The organism is Ruegeria sp. C10 (genome assembly GCF_056537805.1).
On record NZ_JBQFSC010000004.1, the window covers coordinates 243,723 to 261,859 of the forward strand.

Genomic DNA, 18,137 nt, shown 5'->3' on the forward strand with positions numbered 1-18,137 from the left:
AAAGAGAAAACCCGGAGGCTGGCTCCGAGTTTTGCAATTATGCAGTGGGTTCTGGTTCCATACCGCCATCTGGCGGCGATTTCTTGGACTTGGTCTTCGGGATGGCAGTTACGCTGGGGGCGTTGCCCTCATCGGGGCTGTCACCCTCATCATCGCTTTCGGTGGGCGGTTCGCCATTCATGACGCGCTTGATCTCATCGCCGGTCAGGGTCTCATACTCAAGCAGGCCTTGCGCCAGTCGCTCCCATTCCTCGTTCTTGTCGGTCAGGATCTTGTGCGCGCGTTCATAGCCTTGCTGGATCAGGCGCTTTACCTCTTCTTCGATCAGCTCTTTGGTATGAGCCGATACCGAGAACCCGGCGGTGTTGCCCTGATAGCCTTCATGCGCCTCGGCATAGTCGATGTTGCCGACCTTGTCCGACATGCCCCAGCGCATCACCATGGCGCGGGCCAACTGGCTGGCCTGCATGATATCACCCGCAGGGCCGTTCGACACGTGATCTTCGCCGTATTTAATCACCTCGGCGGCCTTGCCTGCCATAGTCATGGCCAGCTTCTGCTCACACTCATCGCGGTGATAGTTCAGACGATCCATTTCGGGCAGTGACACAACCATACCCAGCGCACCACCGCGCGGAATGATGGTCGCCTTATAGACCGGATCGCACAGCGGCAGTTCCAGACCCACAACGGCATGGCCGGCCTCGTGATAGGCGGTTTTTTCCTTCTGGTCCTGCGTCAGCACCATCGAACGGCGCTCGGCCCCCATCATCACCTTGTCTTTGGCGTTCTCAAAGTCCTCCATGGTGACAAAGCGACGACCGACGCGGGCGGCCATCAATGCGGCCTCGTTCACGAGGTTCGCCAGATCAGCGCCCGAAAAGCCCGGCGTGCCGCGCGCGATAATGCGCAGGTCGACATCGGGACCCAGAGGCGTCTTGCGCGCGTGAACGCCCAGAATTTTTTCACGGCCTTTGATGTCGGGGTTGCCGACGGTCACGTTACGGTCAAACCGGCCCGGACGCAGCAGCGCGGGGTCCAGAACGTCCTTCCGGTTGGTGGCAGCCAGAATGATCACGCCTTCATTGGCCTCGAAACCGTCCATCTCAACCAGCAGCTGGTTGAGAGTCTGTTCGCGTTCGTCGTTACCGCCGCCATAGCCAGCACCACGATGGCGCCCCACGGCGTCAATTTCGTCGATGAAGACGATACAAGGCGCGTTCTTCTTGGCTTGCTCGAACATGTCACGCACACGCGATGCACCAACACCAACGAACATTTCAACGAAATCGGAACCCGAGATCGTAAAGAACGGCACACCTGCCTCGCCCGCAATCGCACGGGCAAGCAGCGTCTTACCAGTGCCCGGAGGGCCAACCAGCAGCGCGCCTTTGGGAATCTTACCGCCCAAACGCGAAAATTTCTGCGGGTTGCGCAGGAATTCCACGATCTCTTCCAGCTCTTCCTTGGCCTCGTCGATGCCCGCAACGTCGTCGAACGTCACCCGGCCGTGCTTTTCGGTCAGCATCTTGGCCTTGGACTTGCCAAAACCCATCGCGCCACCTTTGCCGCCACCCTGCATCCGGTTCATAAAATAGACCCAGACACCGATCAGCAGCAGGAAGGGCAGCAGCGTGATCAGGAACGACTGGAAACCCGATTGCTGCTGTTTTTCAGCACGTACGGGGATGTTCTTGTCGATCAGCAGCTTCGTCACCTCGGCATCGGTGGGTTTGATGGTGACAAAGTCCTGATTCTCATTCGTGCGATAGCGGATCTGTTCGCCATCCAGCGTCACGCTGGTGACGTCTCCGGCGTCCACGGCGCTGACGAATTCGGAATAGGTGCGTTCATTGTTCTGAAGCGACCCGCTGGGTCCACTGAACAGGTTGAACAGTGCCAGGATCAGCAGAAACAGAACGACCCAGAAGGCGATGTTGCGAGCGTTGCCCAAGGAAAATCTCCCGAAAGGTTTCGGCAGGTGGGGACCTGCCGGGGTTGTTCCTTAAAATAGAGAGGATTGTGGCAGGTTCAATGAGATAAAATCACCGCATCGAAGTCGGACCTTTCTGGAAGCAGTTCGGCCCGCCATTCGTTTGCAAAACCGGCCAGAGGTGCCGCCAATAGCATGCCTTCGGCCCAGACCGAGGGCGTCGACAACACTGCAGCGCGAGGTTTGCCCACAGAGCGCCAGTTTTCCAGCTGCAATATACCATCCTCACCAAGCGCCCGGATTTCCGCAACTTCAGTTTTTGGCCCGGATATAATCCAACGCCTGTCCCAAGGTTCTGAGGGGCGCGCGTGCTGATTGCTGACGGCGTTTAGCTCTCTGCAAACCCAAGTTTTTTTGCCTTCCGGGGTAAAAATACAGCCCCCCAGGGTGGCCGTCTGAGCAGACGATATCGAATCCAGCACTTGATCAACCGCTTTGTGTCGTGGCGGATACTCTCCTCCCACGATCCATGAAACCGACGCGATCACAAGCCGACGACGGATTTCTTCGGGCAGAGTTTCGAAACCTTCGCGATCAATGCAAAGATCGCCATCCGTCACCGTCATGCACCGGAAAGCGGATTCTTGCGCGTATTGCGCCAATGCTTCACGCGCTTGCGCCATATTTTCAGCGACCCGTGATAATGACTCTGCCGTGATCCCGATTTGATTTAATCCGGAAAGTGCCTGGCGGGCTTTGATCCGGTCAAAACGAGGGTCCTGATTCGACGGATCATCAATCCACGAAATACCTTGCGCAGTCAGATATTCCCGAAGATCGGAGCGTGTCGTGGACAGCAATGGGCGCAGCAATGTGACCCGACCTTCTTTTCGCGATACAGCCATGGCCGAAAGCCCCGAAACGCCCGAAGCACGGGCCAGCCGCATCAGTACCGTTTCAGCCTGATCATCCTCCGTGTGGCCCAGCGCAACTGCCTCTAGGCCCTTCGATTCGGCCCACGCGACCAGCAACCGGTATCTCGCACGCCGCGCCTGATCCTGCAGATTTCCGGATCCATCCCACCCCTGCCATTTCAGCGTTTCATGAGGAATGCCTAAGCGCTGCACCAGTGTCGCGACGGCCAAGGCCTCTGACGCAGATTCAGCTCGCAGGCCGTGATCAACGGTCGCCGCAAACAGCTCGATCTGCTCTTGTCGCGCGATATCAACAAGTAATCGCAACAGGGCAGTCGAATCACTGCCCCCTGAAACCGCCACCCCCAGACGGCGCGGCAGTGGATCGGGCAGACCTGCCCGCAAATTGGCCCGAAGCGTATCGGCGTCAGAGGTCAAGAACAGCCCAGCGTTGCCATTTCCTGTGTGGCCGAAGCAGCTGGTGCCGATGCCGGAAATCGTACGCCAACTTCGCCGAGAGTGATGCAAGCCTGATCGGTTTGGCCCAGCTGTCCAAGCGCTGCGCCCAACTCAAACAACGCCTCGGGTGCCAGAGGCCCTTCGGAGTCGCCCGTGAAGCTGGCCAGAAAGGCGCGCGCCGCTTCGCGTGTATCGCCCACCCCTTTCAGCGCCTGCCCGCGCCGCAGGTTGGCTTGACTCGCCAGCGGGCTGCCCGGATAGGACTGGTCGAATTGCGCAAACAGATCGGCCGCGGTCTGGAAATCTCCATCCACCAGGGCCTGCGAAGCGGCATCAAAATCCGCTTGTTCACCGACTGCAAGCTCACCCTGATCAGTGACCGTGGGTTGCGTAGGGTTGAGGGTGGGTGCCACAGCCACATCGGTCGATGTCTCACCACCCAGCGTTGAGGTTTCACCCAACGCGCTCAGATCACCGCCTTCAAGTTCAACCAGACGAAACTCCAAATCACCGATACGGTTGGTGCCATCGGTCACGACATTCTGCACCCTTTGGTTCAACTGCTCGGTCTGGCGTGTCAGGCGCTGCAATTCTGCCTCGATCGCATCAACGCGCTCAAGCACGGAACTGCCAGACAGGTTTGGCGCGGGGGACCCAGTGGTTGAAAACTCGCGCTTGAGACGCTGAATTTCCACATGCAGTACGGTTAATTCCTGACGGATATCCGCCAAAGTCTGCTGATCCTGTGCCTGTGCCATACCAGCGACGGTCACGACCGCCGCCAGAACCAAACCTGCAATTCGCATCATCTTACCCCAAGGTTGAACCGGTCAGCACCGTCACCGCGCGGCGGTTTTTCGAATAGCAATCCTCGGTGCTGCAAATTTCGATCGGGCGTTCCTTGCCATAGCTGACGGTGGTCAACCGGTTGCCTGCCACCCCGCGCGAGATCAGATACTCCCGCGCCGCATTGGCCCGACGAGCTCCAAGCGCAAGGTTGTATTCGCGCGTGCCCTGCTCGTCCGCATGGCCTTCGATATTGGCGACAAAATCCGGATTGGCGAGCAGCCAATCGGCCTGCCCTTGCAGAATCGTCTGCGCCTGCGGGCTGAGCGTGGACTGATCGACCGCGAACAGAACCCGGTCACCAACTGTTTGCTGGAAATAGGCTGGCGAACGCGGATCACTGGGTGAGCCCGGAACCAGTGCGCCGCTGCCACCAGCGCCGCCACCCAGAGCCGACGGATCATTATTGGAACAGGCCGCAATCAGGGTCAGCGCCCCAATTGCCGCGACTTTGCTCAACAGTTTCATCTCAAGTGCCTCGTGTTTCGTTGTTTATTGCCGCGCTTCTATCACATTGCGGGTTTGTTGTGAACTTTACCTGCGGTCTGTTCCAATCAATTCTGCAGTGGCCCCCAAGACGGGTCGCTACCGCCATCCGGCGTTCTAACAGGACGCAAGTTACGGCCCGAAATATCCACAGAGTAAAGCGTCGATCGACCGCTTGCCCCCTGAGTTTCGCGGGTGAACATTATGACCCGCCCGTTTGGCGACCAAGTGGGACCTTCGTCCAGGAACGAGGCGGTCAAAAGGCGCTCTTCGCTGCCATCTGTGCGCATAACACCGATGTGGAAGCGACCTTTGTTCTGCTTGGTAAAGGCAATCAAGTCACCACGCGGAGACCAGACCGGCGTGCCATAGCGGCCTTGCCCAAAACTGATCCGCGTTGCCTCGCCTCCGTTGGCGGGCATGATGTAAAGCTGCGGAGTGCCCGACCGGTCGCTTTCAAACACGATCCGACTGCCATCCGGCGCATAGCTTGGTGCAGTTTCAATCGCGGGCGTATTGGTCAGTCGCACGCTTTGGCCCGAGGCCAGATCCATTTTCCACAAATCCGTGTTTCCGCCTTGGGTCAACGAATAAACAATTGAACGACCATCCGGAGAGAAGCGCGGTGAGAAACTCATGGTGCCTTCCTGCGTTTTCAACTCTTGCCGCTTCACGCGGCCGACATCCAGAACGTAAATACGCGGCTGACCGGTCTCGTAGCTGGTATAGAGCAACTGGTCGCCCGTCGGTGAGAACCGAGGCGCCAGAACAATCGCTGCGCTGTCGGTCAGATACTGCACATTCGCGCCGTCATAATCCATGATCGCCAACCGCTTGCGCCGCTGATCCTTAGGGCCGCTTTCCGACACGAACGCGACTCGGCTGTCAAAGTAAGCACCCTCGCCGGTGATCCGGGTATAGACTTGATCGGCAACCTTATGCGCCATGCGACGCCAGCCGTCGGTGGTGCCCGCAAACTGCAACCCATTGCCCAGTTCCTGACCCGAGAACACGTCCCAAACCCGGAACCGCACCGTCAGCCGTTTGCCCGAAACATTGACCGCCCCTGTCACCAGTGCCTGCGCGTTGATCGCTTTCCAATCGGCAAACTGCACCGGGGCATCAAAACTGCTGACCCGGCTGATGAATGCATCCGACGAGATTTCGCGGAACAGACCCGTTCCCGTCAGGTCCGATACCACCACGCGCGAGATGTCTTGCGCATATTGTGCCGCCGAAGGTCCGTCCGGCACAAAGCTCGGCACCGCAAATGGCATCGGCTCGATGATCCCTTCATCGATTTCCAGACGCAACGGCCCGCTTTGGGCGTAGGCCGAGGTCGACAGAAGGGTCAGGCCAACGAAGAGGCTGGTCAGAAGTTTCATCATTTGATCCGCATCCTCTCGGGATTGAATGTAATCTCAATATCCTGCCATTGATCGTATTTGTCAGCAGGTAGGTCGTATCCTTTAGACCCACAGCGCAAAATTGCGCGCCGCGCGGCTTCGTAGGCTTGTTTTGCTGATGCGGCTGAGCCGCCTGAACTGTCGAGTAGCTGCAAACTGCCGCCAACCACTTTGCCATCTCTGGTTAACGAAAACCCGACAACAACCACAGTTTCCAGCGCATCCGTCGACAGGGACCCGACATTCCAACACCGCGACACCGCAACCCGCATCGCGTCTTTTTCACCGCTTGTCAGTGGTGGGCCCGAAGGTTCGGTGCCATTGCCCAATGCTTCGGCCAAGGCGTCATTGATCGCTTGCTCGTTTTGCGCAGGTTCAGTCGGCGCGGGCTGGGGCGTTTCTGCAACCTCAGGCTCTGGCTGGGGTGCCGGTCGGTTCGGGCGCACGCGCGGACGAGGAGAGGTTCGCGGGGCCGGATCTTCGACTTCTTCCGCCTCGGTCACGATCTCGGGCGCGGCCTCTTCCGGTGCCGTTTGATCCTGCTGTTCTTGTTGGATTTCCGCCCCTTCATCCAGCGAAACCGGAGGGGTTTCAATGTCATCCGGCTTGGCCTCGGGCGGAGGAGGAGCAATCTGCTCGGGCGCGATCTTATCCGCAGGGCTTGGTTCTGCCTCTGGGCCCGGAGGCGCAGGAAGCGCCGCCAGCTCAGGCTCGGGCTCTTCAAGCATTGGAGGCTGTTCTATCAGTTCGGGTTCAGGTGGGATTTCCACTGTTTCTGGTTCTGGTTCCGGTTCCGGATCCGGTTCGGGTTGAGCAACCTGCTCAGGTTCGGGCGTATCTTCCGGCGTCGGGTCCAGTATTTCGATCTCATCAGGTTCTGCAGGCTGTTGCAGTTCAGCCGGGTCAGTCGGCACCTCGGGTGCCTCGCGTTGCGCGGTCATGGCCGCAAACTGCTCAGCCGAGATCACCGAGACATCCTGTACAGCCATCGGCAGCGGCTCGGACCGGAAGGTCCCGCCGATCAGCGCCCAGCCAATCAGGCTGACATGCGCAATTGCCGAAATCTTGGTGCCGGTATCCACCGCGCAGCCTCACTCTCACCCTTCGTCCAGCGTTGGCCCGCCGGTATCGGTCACAAGGCCAACGTTGGAAAACCCGCCCGCGTTCAAAGCACCCATGACCTGCATCACTTGCGCATATGGAATCGCCCCGTCGGCACGCAAGAACACGCGGTCGCTGCTGCGCTCAGCTGCGATCGCGCGCAGCTTACCGATCAGTTCTTCGCGCAGCACATCCGTGGTCTGGATCTGCACGCGCCCATCTGCGGTCAGGGTCACAGTCAGCGGCTCTTCGTTGTCACCGGGTAAGGCACTTGCGGCAGTCTTGGGCAGATCGACAGGTACGCCGACGGTCAACAATGGGGCCGCCACCATAAAGATGATCAGCAACACTAGCATGACATCAACAAAGGGCGTCACGTTGATCTCGGCCATCGGTTGGGCGCGCCCGCGCCGCCGCCCGCGCCTGCGTCCGTTCCCGCCCGAGCTTTGCTGAACTGCCGCACCCATCGTCAGCTATCCAACTGACGCGACAGGATTGTGGCGAATTCATCGGCAAAGGCTTCATACCCACCCACGATCCGGTCGCTATCCGCGCTGAGCTTATTGTAGAAAATCACTGCCGGGATCGCGGCCAGTAGGCCCAAACCCGTAGCCAGCAGAGCCTCGGCAATACCTGGGGCGACAACAGCAAGGTTGGTATTTTGCTGCTCTGCAATTTCGATAAAGGCATTCATGATGCCCCACACCGTGCCGAAAAGGCCGATGAACGGGGCCGTTGAGCCAACGGTAGCAAGAATGGGCAACCCTTTCTGCAGCCCTTCGGCCTCTTTCGCGATCGCCACATCCATCGAGCGATCGATCCGCGCCGTCGCCCCCGCGATCAAGCCGCCATCGGTGCGGTGCGAGCGTCGCCACTCGATCATCCCCGCCGCGAAAATCTTCTCGGAACTGCCATCGGGTTGGGTTCCGATCTGCTCGAACAGCTCATCTAGCGGATTGCCAGACCAGAAGCTTTCATCGAATACCTGCGCCTCGCGCCGCGCGGCTCGGTAGTTGATCAGTTTCTGAATGATAATGCCCCAGGACCAGATGGATGCACCGATCAGCATCAACATCACCAGTTTGACGATAAAGGTCGCGCGGGCATACAGCCCCCACATGGAGAAATCGATCTCCTGCGCCAGCGCCAGCGTTTCAGCTTCCATGAACCTGCTCTTTGTTTTGCCTGATGGCCATTTGGCCTTGTTTTGCCAAACGCTAACGCAGATGGAGATGAAAAGCCAACAGAACCACCCCGGAGGCTGAAAATGTTACATCAATGCGCGAATCTCTGCCGGAAGACGAACGGGCTTACCCTGCGCATTCATGCAGACAGCCGTTACCTCGGCGCGGAAAATCTCGGTCTCGCCACGCTTGACCAATTGCGACATTGTCAACCGAGCGCCCGATAGCGAAACCATCTCGGTCTCGACCATCAGCTCGTCTTCAAACCTAGCGGCGGCGAGATAATCCGCCTCGATCCGCCGCACGACCCAGACAATGCCTGCGTCTCGCATCGCGTTCTGATCATTACCCAGTTTACGCACCCAGTCCGACCGGGCGCGTTCGATGAATCTCAGATAATTTGCGTGATAGACCACGCCTCCCATGTCGGTGTCTTCGTAATAAACACGGACCGGGTAGTGATGCTTCATTGCGACGGCTCCAATCTGGCGAACAAGCGCAACGCATGAGAGGGGTCCTGCGCGGCACCGGGCAGAACAGGATCGTAGGCGGCGCGGATCAAGGCCGCAATATCAGGCCGCAAGATCGTCGCGTCACCAGCAATCGCCAGAGGTGAGGCGCTGCGAAAAGCTGTGTCGGACCAAAGCAGGATCGTTTGTACGACCTGGTTTAGCGCTAGCGTTTCTGCCGGCACTTTCGACAGCTCTTTGTCCATGCGCAAAAACACAAATGCCGCGCGGATGGCGCCGTCTTCTTCGAACCGGAAAATGCGATACTGATTGGCATCGGCAGCCACCAGCCGGTCAACCAGTGGGGCCAGATCCGGGATCAGGCGATCCAGATCGGGCACGTCCAACAATTCCTGCCACTCACGGAAGAAGAACACCATGCAATTGGCACCCAGTTCGGGATCCGTCTCGGCCATCTTGTGATTTGCCAGAGTGACAACCGCCTCGAACGCACCTTTTACGGTCGACAGCGTTTCATCCTCGACACCAAACACGATGGGCACGATGGGTCTGCCCCAGCGCGCAAACAGAAACTCACCGCTATCGCGTGTGAACAGCGCCTCAATCTCATCGGGTGTCACGCCCAGTCCTTCTTCTCGATTTAGATACGACTGCCTGAGGCTTAAAATCTAATGCGCCCCACTTCAACCAAACAGGTCGCTCTGTCCTTTGGGTGCAGCCATCCCCAGATGCGTCCATGCCTTTTGCGCCAGCATCCGTCCGCGCGGAGTGCGCTGGATCAGGCCTTGCTGCAGGAGATAAGGCTCGATCACCTCTTCCAGCGAATCCCGGCTTTCGGACAACGCCGCCGAGAGTGTTTCAATCCCCACTGGCCCGCCCGCATAGTTCTCGGCAATCAGCTTCAAATACCGGCGGTCGGCCCCGTCCAGACCAAGGTTATCGACCCCCAGCCGGGTCAGTGACCCATCCGCCAAGTCGCGCGTAATCCGCCCATCGCCTTCAACAATGGCAAAATCCACCACGCGTCTCAGCAGACGACCGGCGATCCGTGGTGTTCCACGAGACCTGCGCGCGATCTCACGCGCGCCTTCGTCATCCGCAGGTGCGCCCAGTTTGCGGGCATTGCGGGTGACGATCTCGTGCAACTCGTCGACCGTATAGAACTGCAGCCGGGTCGGGATGCCAAACCGATCGCGCAACGGCGTGGTCAGCAACCCCATCCGCGTTGTCGCCCCGACCAGCGTAAATGGCTGCAGCTCGATCCGTACAGTCCGCGCCGCCGGACCTTCACCAATGACAAGATCCAGCTCGAAATCCTCCATCGCGGGGTACAGCACCTCTTCGACCGCCGGGTTCAGACGGTGAATCTCGTCGATGAACAAGACATCCCGCGATTCCAGATTGGTCAGAATCGCCGCCAAATCCCCCGCCTTGGCCAGAACCGGCCCCGAGGTCATGCGGAAATTCACTCCCAACTCGCGCGCCATGATCTGCGCCAGCGTGGTCTTACCCAATCCAGGTGGACCATGGAACAGCGTGTGATCCATCGCCTCACCGCGTTGGCGGGCCGACTGGATGAAGATGCGTAGGTTGGCCCGCGCCTCGGCCTGACCAATGAATTCATCCAGCCCCTGCGGGCGCAGGGCGCGGTCATTGTCCTCGGGCATCGGTTCGGGTCGCAGGGCGGGATCAGCGTCTACCATTCAGTTACCCTTTCACTCAGCCCTTGGGGGCCAGTAGCTTCAGCGCGGCGCGTATCAGATCGGCCTCGCCCGCATCTGGCATATTAGCCGCTGCCTCGGCCACGGCCGATGCCGCCTCGGACGGTCCATAGCCCAGATTGCCCAACGCCGACAGCGCATCCGCAGAAGCAGCGGCAGCGCCCGAGGCCGGTTTCGCCACCCGTTTCGGAACAGGCGCAGGCTCGGTCGTCTCAACCACTTCAAGTGCCGGGCCATCCATCGCTTCGGTCACCGTGCCGCCCATCGCCATCACACCCGGGGCCTTGTCCTTGAGGTCAAGAACGATCCGTTGCGCGGTCTTGGGGCCGACACCCTTTGCGGCCTTCACGGCCCCCCAGTCGCCCAAGGCAATCGCGCGGCTGACACCATCGGGCCCCAGCGCACTAAGAATGGCCAGCGATACCTTCGCACCCACACCCTGAACCGAGCACAGCAGACGGTGCCATTCCTTCTCGACCAAGGACAGAAAACCATAAAGCTGCATCAGGTCTTCGCGCACGACCATATCGGTGTAGATTGACATTGCCTCACCCACCCCCGGCAGGGCCGCCATGGTCCGGTCCGAGCAATAGACGATATAGCCGACCCCCCGCACGTCGATCAGAACGTGATCCGCCGCGCGGTAATCCAGCCGTCCAGTGAGCTTGCCGATCATGCGCGTACCTCTTTCATCCGTGCCTGCGGTGCGGCGCCATAGTAGGAATGGCAGATCGCAATCGCCAATGCATCCGCAGCATCCGCCCCTTTGGGGGAACAACCGGGCAGTTGAAGTTTGACCATATGCAGAACCTGCTCTTTTTCGGCGTGGCCGACGCCCACCACCGTTTTCTTGACGCGGTTGGGGGCGTACTCGCCAACCGGCAAACCCGCCTGCGCAAGCGTCAGAAGCGCAACACCACGCGCCTGACCCAGTTTCAGTGTACCGGCCCCATCTTTGTTGACGAAGGTCTGTTCAATTGCCGCCTGATCTGGATTGTGCTCGGCGATGACTTCGACGATTTGATTGTGTAGCGACAGCAGCCTTTCCCCCAGATCATCACCATCGGATTTGCACAATCCATTCGCAATGTGGCTCAGGCGGCTGCCATGCGATTCGATGACGCCCCATCCCAAGGTTCTAAGCCCTGGATCAATGCCCAGAATTCGCATGTTTTGTCTCGGCCTGCTCGGGTTTGTGTGATCTTTTTTCATCGACTAGCACGAAGCGTGAACATTTTCCAAGGAAATCAACTCAGGGTCCAAAACCGACATTCATGTCGCCTCCGGTTCCTCGCGGCCTGTTTGCGACCGGGTTAGGTTCGTTTTCGACGCTTTTCCGATCGAACTTTAACCAATGATTTAAGGGGTTTTCATCAATTTCGAGCGTTGCAAAAAATGCATAGGACACATGCAATTTCTGCGCTTGCGCACGGCGAAACTCATCACTAGATGCCGCTCAGATCGCAAGATCAGAGTTTAACACAAACCAGAAGGAAACAGGATATGGCTGCACTGGATACCACCCGCACCACCACTGGCTCATTCGGCCTCGTCGGCCGTATCGGCGCACTTTTTGCATCGGTTGTAAACGCCGTTGTTGAATGGAATGACGCCCGCGCAACCCGTAACGCGCTGAACGGTCTTTCTGACCGCGAACTGGACGATATCGGACTATGCCGCGGCGACATCGACGTTGTCGCCGAAGGCCGCCGTTACTGAGATAACGGACTACCGCATACGCCCCTTCCTCCTCCCTGTGGGGCAAACAGAAACACCGCACGCCGTGAGGCAAGCGGTGTTTTTGTTAGGAGGGTGCAAGATATCCGGTTAGAACCATACCTTGTTCAGTTGGCTCGAGAAAAACGCGGTCACCGGATCGGCCTGCATGATCCAGGCGCCAGCTTTCTCAACCGGCGTGCCCTGATTCAGGCTTTCAACACGCGTTTCGTACGCAGTCGGGCCAAGATGAGACAGTAAAAAGGCCTTGAAGGCAAAGAAGCCAACCAAACACAGCAACAAAACCCTCGCTGGAACTGCTGAACGCATACGCTGTGGTTTCATCACCACCAGCCCGTCTGAGCGCAACGTGGCGCGATAGCCGCGGCTGAGTTTCTGGTGCTTTTTGTTCAAACGCGAGATGCGTTGATCGAATTCGAGTTGTTTTCCTGTCATGGCAGCCTCCGAAAACCGCCCCCCGAGTGCATTGAAAGACGGTAATTAGAGAATGCGACAAAAACGTGGCAAAAATCCACAAAACTCCCGTAAATGGCCTAAATTCAGCCCTGTTTGCTTAAGATTAGCGTCGTCCACTCACCAATCCGATCCTGGCGAACCAGATTGAAGCCGTTTTGGAGATAAACCGAGATCACGTCATCGGCCTGTTCATTGAGGATTCCCGATAGAATCGCTTGTCCACCCCCCCGCAGGTTCGCCGAAATTTCAGGCGAAAGGGCCACGAGCGGACCTTTTAGGATATTGGCGAATATCAGATCGTAAGGCGCACGCGCCTTCAGATCCGGGTGATCGAAACCTGCCGCTTCAACGCATTTAACCGCACCCGCCATACCGTTCGCCCGAAGGTTGGCCTCGGCCACGTCGACGGCAACCTCATCAATGTCGCTGGCGACAATATCGCCCTCCCAGACCCGCGCTGCGGCCATCGCCAATACGGCGGTGCCACAGCCGATGTCGGCAACCTTGCTGGCCGTAAACCCATCATCCAGAAGATGGTCCAAAGCCGTGAGGCAACCAAGCGTTGTCCCATGGTGCCCTGTGCCAAAGGCCATCGCAGCTTCGATCAGCAGCGGAATGCGGCCTTCGGGCAGTTTGTCGGCATCATGGCTTCCATAAACAAAAAACCGACCGGCCTCGACCGGGGCTAGTTCGCGGCGGACATGGGCGACCCAATCCGTTTCGGGCAGTTCCGAGACCACAAAGGGCTTGGCCACGAACGCGGCGGCCAGAACCGCCAGCGCGGTTTCATCCGGGGTTTCGGTAAAATAGCCGCCGACTTCCCACAGGCCCGAGCCATCCTCGACCTCGAACACGCCGACGCCGGTTGGTTCCGGGTCCAGCCGTTCCATCGCCCCGCCCAATCCTTCGGCGGCTTTCTTGCCGGTCAAAGTGGTCAGAGCAGTGAATGTTGGCATGGGGGCCTCCTGTTTCGATCGAAACAGCGCCTAGGGGCACCGACCGCCAAGGTCAAGCGGAGTCGCTTATTCGGCGGGCGCGGGGGCGTATTTCGACAGGATGGTTTCGTTGCCCGGTTCCGGATGACGCGGGATCAGTAGTGACAGCAGAAGCGAGATGATCGCCATTGCAGCGGCCAAACCAAACACTGCGCCGGGCGAAACGACCCATAGCAGACCTAAAAGTGCTGGCAGGAAAACAGCGGCGATATGATTTATGGTAAATGCCACCGCCGCAGTGGGCGCAATATCCGCCGGGTCGGCGATCTTCTGGAAATAAGTTTTCAAAGCCAACGCCAGAGCAAACAGCACATGGTCGATCACATAGAGAATCGCCGCCAGCAGCACGCCCCAGCTAAACCAGTAGATGCCGCCATAGGCTGCGAAAACGATCGCGAGCCCGGCATATTCAAAGATCAGCGTGCGGCGTTCGCCAAACCGCGCGACTGCCTTGCCCAGCAGCGGAGCCGCCATCATGTTGATCATCAGATTGATCAAGTACAGGCTGGTCAGTTCGTGCACTTCAAAGCCGAATTTCTCGACCATCATGAAACCGGCGAACACGACAAAAATCTGCCGCCGCGCGCCCGCCATGAACTGTAATGCATAATACAGCCAGTAGCGGCGGCGTAGGATCAGCTTCTTGGTCTGCGGCGTCGGCGCGTCGAATTGCGGGTAAGCGATCAGGCAAAACAATGCCAGCAAGGCCGTCACGCCGCCCGCCGCCATGAACACGAAGTTATAGGACAGGTCGAAGCGGTCCCATGTCAGAACGATCAACCCATAGACCACAGCCGTCGCAGCCGAGCCCATAGCCACCAGCCAGCCAAGCACCTGCGGCGCACGGTCTTTAGGCAGCCATTGCAGCTGCAGTGACTGGTTCACCGTCTCATAGTAGTGAAACCCGATCGAGCTGAACAGCGTCACAAACAGCAGCCCGCCAAGGCTGGGAAACCAGGCCGTCACCGCCGTCGCCACGCCCAACATCATCAATGAGATCATGGCCAGTACCTGTTCGCGGATGAAAATGATCACCGCAATCACGCCAACGGCCAGAAAGCCCGGAATCTCGCGTACCGTGTGCAAAAGCCCGATATCCGCCCCGTCGAAGTTCGCCGCCTCGATGACGAAATTGTTCAGCAATGCACTCCACGCGTTAAACGCGATCGGCATGGTCAACGCCATCACGAACAAGAGCGTCATAGGGCGGCGCCAGAGCGGAAGACTCTGCGCCTCAGACAAGGGCATGGGTTTCAGCATGAGTATGCTCTACGCCCATTTGTACTTTTTGGCGAGGGGAAAGCGGCAGGCGCACAGCGGCTCTGCACTGATGCAGGGGTCAGTAGAAGCTTTGCGGATCGATATCCACGGTCAGGCGGATATCGCCTTTCAACTTCAACGGGGCGATCCAGCGGGCGATGGCGTCCTGAATAGGCGCACCTTTCGGGGCTTTGACCAACAGCCGGACGCGGTGACGCCCACGTATGCGCGCGATCGGGGCTGGAGCCGGGCCAAATACCTGAGCACCAACATCGCGCAACGGCGCATCGTTGCGCGCCATGGCGTTGCCGATGTCGAAGACCGGCCCGACCTCGGGGCCAGACAGGACAATCCCGGCCATGCGGCCATACGGCGGCACCCCGGCGGCCTGACGCCCGGCGGCTTCAGCCTTCCAGAACCCTTCTTCATCGCCCGATAGAATCGCCCGGATCACCGGATGTTCCGGCTGGAATGTCTGCAACAACGCCTGCCCCGGTTTTTCCGCACGACCTGCCCGGCCCGCCACCTGCCGCATCAATTGAAAAGTTCGTTCCGCCGCGCGCAGGTCAGCCCCATGCAGGCTGAGGTCCGCATCGATCACCCCTACAAGTGTCAGCTTTGGAAAGTTATGTCCTTTGGCCACCAGCTGCGTCCCGATAACGATATCCGCATCGCCTTCGGCAATCTCTTCGATCTTGGCCTTCAGGGCACGAGCCGAACCAAACAGATCAGAGCTGAGCATAGCGATCTTGGCTTCGGGGAACGCCGCCTCGGCTTCTTCTGCCAGCCGTTCAATCCCGGGTCCGACCGGTGCCAGTTTACCCTCGACCCCGCAGGATGGGCAGGCCTCTGGCATTGGCTTGGTCTCACCACATTGATGGCACATCAGACGCTTGAGGAACCGGTGTTCAACCATTCGCGCGTCGCAATGATCGCAGGCAATCTGCTCCCCGCACGCCCGGCATAGTGTCACGGGCGCATAGCCACGGCGGTTGATGAACAGCAGTGACTGCTCTTCGTGTTCGATACGCTGTTGCACCGCCTGCCGCAGCGAGGGGGAAATCCAAGTCCCGGCCTGCATCTGCTCGGCGCGCATGTCGATCGGCTTCATTTCGGGCAGGACTGCTGCACCAAAACGCGAGGTCAGGTCCAGCCGTTCGTATTTACCCGCCTCGGCATTGGCCCAGCTTTCCAGTGAAGGCGTCGCGCTGGCCAGAATCACCCGCGCTCCGCAGATGGCCGAACGCAGAACGGCCATATCCCGCGCACTATAATGCACCCCATCTTCTTGTTTGTACGAGGTGTCGTGTTCTTCATCGACAACTACGAGACCAAGATCGCGAAATGGAAGAAACAGTGCTGACCGGGCACCAACGACCAGTTGCGCATCACCCTGACCGACCATCCGCCAAACCCGGCGACGTTCAGTCATGGTCGCGCCCGAATGCCACTCAGCCGGACGCGCACCAAATCGCGCCTCGACACGGGTCAGAAATTCAGCCGTCAGCGCGATCTCGGGCAGCAAGACCAGTGCTTGCCGCCCCACGCGCAGGGCTTCGGCGACCGCCTCAAGATAAACCTCGGTCTTGCCCGAGCCCGTCACTCCCTTCAGAAGAGTCGTTCCATAATCTCCCGTCCGTTGCCCGGTCTGAAGCCGCATCACGGCCTCCGCCTGATCCTCGGTCAGGTCCTTTCCCGGCAATTCAGGATCAAGATGAGGATAGGGAAGATCACGCGGGCTCTCCTCTTCACGCACAGCGTTCTGTTTGACCAACCCCTTGATGACCGAAGATGTGACCCCCGCTTGCTCGGCCAGTTCCTTCAGCGTAAAGGCCAAGCCGCCATAGTCTCGCAAAACTTCAAGTACCCGCATTCGTGCGTCGGTCATTCGGTCCGGTTGACCACCGCCCAAACGATAAACCTTGCGCATCGAGGGCGGATTGCCCAACCCCGGCGCGCGCGTTGCTAGCCGCAGCATCGCAGGCATCGGCGTCAGGGTGTAATCAGCCACTTTCCCCAGAAACACCCGCATTTCTTCACGCATCGGCGCGACCTCAAGCACCCGGTTCACCGATCGCGCCTTGGCCAGATCAAAACCACCCTGCCCCGGCCCCCAAACCACACCCAAGACTTTGCGCGGGCCCAAAGGCACCTCGACAAACGCCCCAAGAAAGCACCCGCCCTCGGGCGCTTTGTAATCCAACGTCCGGTCCAGCGGCTGCGTGGTCAGCACCGCAACCAGTTCTCCTTCGTCGAAAAACCCGTTAGCGCTCACGGCATATCCTTCGCAGGGGGTTCCAGCATGGGTCTCTTTGAGGTAAAGCCATCCGCGACCAAGGCCAACCCATCAAAGGACTGCCCTCATGAAATTCTTCGTAGACACCGCCGAGATCGATGCCATCGCCGAACTGAACGATCTGGGCATGGTGGACGGCGTAACCACCAATCCCTCGCTGATCCTGAAATCGGGCCGCGACATTCTGGAAGTCACCAAAGAGATCTGTGATCTGGTCGACGGCCCCGTCTCGGCCGAAGTTGTCGCCACCGAGGCCGAAGACATGATCGCCGAAGGCCGTAAGCTGGCCAAGATCGCGCCCAACATCGCAGTCAAAGTACCGCTGACATGGGCTGGTTTGAAAACCTGTAAAACACTGACCGACGAAGGCCAGATGGTCAACGTGACCCTGTGCTTCTCGACCAATCAGGCGATTCTGGCGGCCAAAGCGGGCGCAACCTTCATCTCGCCGTTCATCGGACGTCTGGATGATATCAACCTCGATGGCATGGACCTGATCGCAGATATTCGCCAAGTTTATGACAATTACGGGTTCGAGACCGAAATCCTCGCCGCCTCGATCCGCACCGTAAACCACGTGACCGACAGTGCCCGCATCGGGGCTGACGTGATTACAGCACCTCCGGGCGTGATCAAAAAACTGGCCGACCACCCGCTGACCGACAAAGGCCTTGAAACTTTCCTGGCCGACTGGGCCAAGACAGGTCAGAAAATCCTCTGATCCCAAGCATTGCCGCGCTGTGCCATCAGGCACCGCGCCCGGCCCAACGGCAAAAGCTGATCTTTGATCAGCGCCGGGCAGGCGGGAGCGCCCGCCACAGCAACGACGAAATTCGCCTTTCGCGTGCATTTTTCCCAAGGCAAATCCAGCAA

19 protein-coding genes are annotated in these 18,137 nt (G+C 58.9%); 2 read left to right on the top strand and 17 right to left on the bottom strand.

The window, feature by feature from the left end; all coding sequences use genetic code 11:
• Positions 1 to 37: 37 nt before the first annotated feature.
• The 13 genes from ftsH to ruvC all read right to left on the bottom strand — a co-directional run bounded on the left by ftsH (position 38) and on the right by ruvC (position 11,690).
• Positions 38 to 1,954 (bottom strand): ATP-dependent zinc metalloprotease FtsH, encoded by a 1,917-nt coding sequence (gene ftsH, locus ACR0DE_RS17530; protein ID WP_170424311.1) that lies wholly within the window; start codon positions 1,952 to 1,954, stop codon positions 38 to 40.
• 77 nt (positions 1,955 to 2,031) lie between these two features.
• The gene (gene tilS, locus ACR0DE_RS17535; protein WP_480754472.1) at positions 2,032 to 3,285 is read right to left on the bottom strand and encodes a tRNA lysidine(34) synthetase TilS; all 1,254 of its coding nucleotides are present in this window, start codon (positions 3,283 to 3,285) and stop codon (positions 2,032 to 2,034) included.
• On the bottom strand, positions 3,282 to 4,112 hold the full coding sequence (gene ybgF / locus ACR0DE_RS17540; RefSeq protein WP_480754658.1) for a tol-pal system protein YbgF: 831 nt from the start codon (positions 4,110 to 4,112) through the stop codon (positions 3,282 to 3,284). The genes tilS and ybgF overlap by 4 nt, the downstream gene beginning before the upstream one ends.
• A 4-nt stretch (positions 4,113 to 4,116) precedes the next feature.
• Positions 4,117 to 4,620, bottom strand: coding sequence for a peptidoglycan-associated lipoprotein Pal (pal, locus tag ACR0DE_RS17545; protein ID WP_170397385.1), 504 nt, complete (start codon positions 4,618 to 4,620; stop codon positions 4,117 to 4,119).
• 86 nt (positions 4,621 to 4,706) lie between these two features.
• Complete coding sequence (gene tolB, locus ACR0DE_RS17550; protein WP_480754473.1) at positions 4,707 to 6,026, bottom strand: Tol-Pal system beta propeller repeat protein TolB; 1,320 nt, start codon at positions 6,024 to 6,026, stop codon at positions 4,707 to 4,709.
• Entirely contained in the window at positions 6,023 to 7,126 is a 1,104-nt protein-coding gene (locus ACR0DE_RS17555; RefSeq protein ID WP_480754476.1) for an energy transducer TonB, read from the bottom strand. Before ACR0DE_RS17555 ends, tolB begins: the two co-directional genes overlap by 4 nt.
• Positions 7,127 to 7,141: 15 nt before the next feature.
• Positions 7,142 to 7,612, bottom strand: coding sequence for a protein TolR (tolR, locus tag ACR0DE_RS17560; protein ID WP_170424320.1), 471 nt, complete (start codon positions 7,610 to 7,612; stop codon positions 7,142 to 7,144).
• 2 nt (positions 7,613 to 7,614) lie between these two features.
• Positions 7,615 to 8,310, bottom strand: a complete 696-nt coding sequence (tolQ, locus tag ACR0DE_RS17565; RefSeq protein WP_170397391.1) for a protein TolQ — start codon at positions 8,308 to 8,310, stop codon at positions 7,615 to 7,617.
• A gap of 105 nt (positions 8,311 to 8,415) precedes the next feature.
• On the bottom strand, positions 8,416 to 8,799 hold the full coding sequence (ybgC, locus tag ACR0DE_RS17570) for a tol-pal system-associated acyl-CoA thioesterase (protein ID WP_170404386.1): 384 nt from the start codon (positions 8,797 to 8,799) through the stop codon (positions 8,416 to 8,418).
• Positions 8,796 to 9,419, bottom strand: coding sequence for a hypothetical protein (locus ACR0DE_RS17575; protein WP_170636437.1), 624 nt, complete (start codon positions 9,417 to 9,419; stop codon positions 8,796 to 8,798). Before ACR0DE_RS17575 ends, ybgC begins: the two co-directional genes overlap by 4 nt.
• A 63-nt stretch (positions 9,420 to 9,482) precedes the next feature.
• Positions 9,483 to 10,502 carry a Holliday junction branch migration DNA helicase RuvB gene (ruvB, locus tag ACR0DE_RS17580; RefSeq protein WP_170397397.1) on the bottom strand — a complete coding sequence of 340 codons (1,020 nt, stop codon included), beginning with the start codon at positions 10,500 to 10,502 and terminating at the stop codon, positions 9,483 to 9,485.
• A 16-nt stretch (positions 10,503 to 10,518) separates the two neighbouring features.
• On the bottom strand, positions 10,519 to 11,196 hold the full coding sequence (gene ruvA / locus ACR0DE_RS17585) for a Holliday junction branch migration protein RuvA (protein WP_170424326.1): 678 nt from the start codon (positions 11,194 to 11,196) through the stop codon (positions 10,519 to 10,521).
• On the bottom strand, positions 11,193 to 11,690 hold the full coding sequence (ruvC, locus tag ACR0DE_RS17590; RefSeq protein WP_170818083.1) for a crossover junction endodeoxyribonuclease RuvC: 498 nt from the start codon (positions 11,688 to 11,690) through the stop codon (positions 11,193 to 11,195). The genes ruvA and ruvC overlap by 4 nt, the downstream gene beginning before the upstream one ends.
• Before the next feature lie 333 nt (positions 11,691 to 12,023).
• Between ruvC and ACR0DE_RS17595 the strand changes: the two genes are divergently transcribed.
• Entirely contained in the window at positions 12,024 to 12,239 is a 216-nt protein-coding gene (locus ACR0DE_RS17595; RefSeq protein WP_170397404.1) for a DUF1127 domain-containing protein, read from the top strand.
• A 108-nt stretch (positions 12,240 to 12,347) separates the two neighbouring features.
• Here ACR0DE_RS17595 and ACR0DE_RS17600 read toward each other — a convergent pair whose 3' ends face one another.
• The 4 genes from ACR0DE_RS17600 to ACR0DE_RS17615 form a co-directional block, all read right to left on the bottom strand.
• The gene (locus ACR0DE_RS17600) at positions 12,348 to 12,692 is read right to left on the bottom strand and encodes a hypothetical protein (protein ID WP_170397406.1); all 345 of its coding nucleotides are present in this window, start codon (positions 12,690 to 12,692) and stop codon (positions 12,348 to 12,350) included.
• 104 nt (positions 12,693 to 12,796) lie between these two features.
• A complete protein-coding gene (locus ACR0DE_RS17605) occupies positions 12,797 to 13,669 on the bottom strand; it encodes a 50S ribosomal protein L11 methyltransferase (RefSeq protein WP_480754478.1) in 873 nt (290 codons plus the stop codon).
• A 66-nt stretch (positions 13,670 to 13,735) separates the two neighbouring features.
• A complete protein-coding gene (locus tag ACR0DE_RS17610; RefSeq protein WP_170511419.1) occupies positions 13,736 to 14,968 on the bottom strand; it encodes an MFS transporter in 1,233 nt (410 codons plus the stop codon).
• 79 nt (positions 14,969 to 15,047) lie between these two features.
• Positions 15,048 to 17,243, bottom strand: a complete 2,196-nt coding sequence (locus ACR0DE_RS17615) for a primosomal protein N' (RefSeq protein ID WP_480754480.1) — start codon at positions 17,241 to 17,243, stop codon at positions 15,048 to 15,050.
• Between the two features lie 88 nt (positions 17,244 to 17,331).
• Between ACR0DE_RS17615 and fsa the strand changes: the two genes are divergently transcribed.
• Positions 17,332 to 17,985, top strand: a complete 654-nt coding sequence (gene fsa / locus ACR0DE_RS17620) for a fructose-6-phosphate aldolase (RefSeq protein ID WP_170404410.1) — start codon at positions 17,332 to 17,334, stop codon at positions 17,983 to 17,985.
• Positions 17,986 to 18,137: the final 152 nt, after the last annotated feature.

Excerpts from the sequence above, each read along its gene's own strand:
- tolB (WP_480754473.1), bottom strand. The coding sequence starts at position 6,026 with ATGATGAAACTTCTGACCAGCCTCTTCGTTGGCCTGACCCTTCTGTCG.
- ruvA (WP_170424326.1), bottom strand. The coding sequence starts at position 11,196 with ATGATCGGCAAGCTCACTGGACGGCTGGATTACCGCGCGGCGGATCAC.
- ruvB (WP_170397397.1), bottom strand. The coding sequence starts at position 10,502 with ATGGTAGACGCTGATCCCGCCCTGCGACCCGAACCGATGCCCGAGGAC.
- ACR0DE_RS17600 (WP_170397406.1), bottom strand. The coding sequence starts at position 12,692 with ATGACAGGAAAACAACTCGAATTCGATCAACGCATCTCGCGTTTGAAC.
- fsa (WP_170404410.1), top strand. The coding sequence starts at position 17,332 with ATGAAATTCTTCGTAGACACCGCCGAGATCGATGCCATCGCCGAACTG.
- ACR0DE_RS17595 (WP_170397404.1), top strand. The coding sequence starts at position 12,024 with ATGGCTGCACTGGATACCACCCGCACCACCACTGGCTCATTCGGCCTC.
- tolR (WP_170424320.1), bottom strand. The coding sequence starts at position 7,612 with ATGGGTGCGGCAGTTCAGCAAAGCTCGGGCGGGAACGGACGCAGGCGC.
- tolQ (WP_170397391.1), bottom strand. The coding sequence starts at position 8,310 with ATGGAAGCTGAAACGCTGGCGCTGGCGCAGGAGATCGATTTCTCCATG.
- ruvC (WP_170818083.1), bottom strand. The coding sequence starts at position 11,690 with ATGCGAATTCTGGGCATTGATCCAGGGCTTAGAACCTTGGGATGGGGC.
- ybgC (WP_170404386.1), bottom strand. The coding sequence starts at position 8,799 with ATGAAGCATCACTACCCGGTCCGTGTTTATTACGAAGACACCGACATG.
- ybgF (WP_480754658.1), bottom strand. The coding sequence starts at position 4,112 with ATGCGAATTGCAGGTTTGGTTCTGGCGGCGGTCGTGACCGTCGCTGGT.
- ACR0DE_RS17605 (WP_480754478.1), bottom strand. The coding sequence starts at position 13,669 with ATGCCAACATTCACTGCTCTGACCACTTTGACCGGCAAGAAAGCCGCC.
- pal (WP_170397385.1), bottom strand. The coding sequence starts at position 4,620 with ATGAAACTGTTGAGCAAAGTCGCGGCAATTGGGGCGCTGACCCTGATT.
- ACR0DE_RS17610 (WP_170511419.1), bottom strand. The coding sequence starts at position 14,968 with ATGCTGAAACCCATGCCCTTGTCTGAGGCGCAGAGTCTTCCGCTCTGG.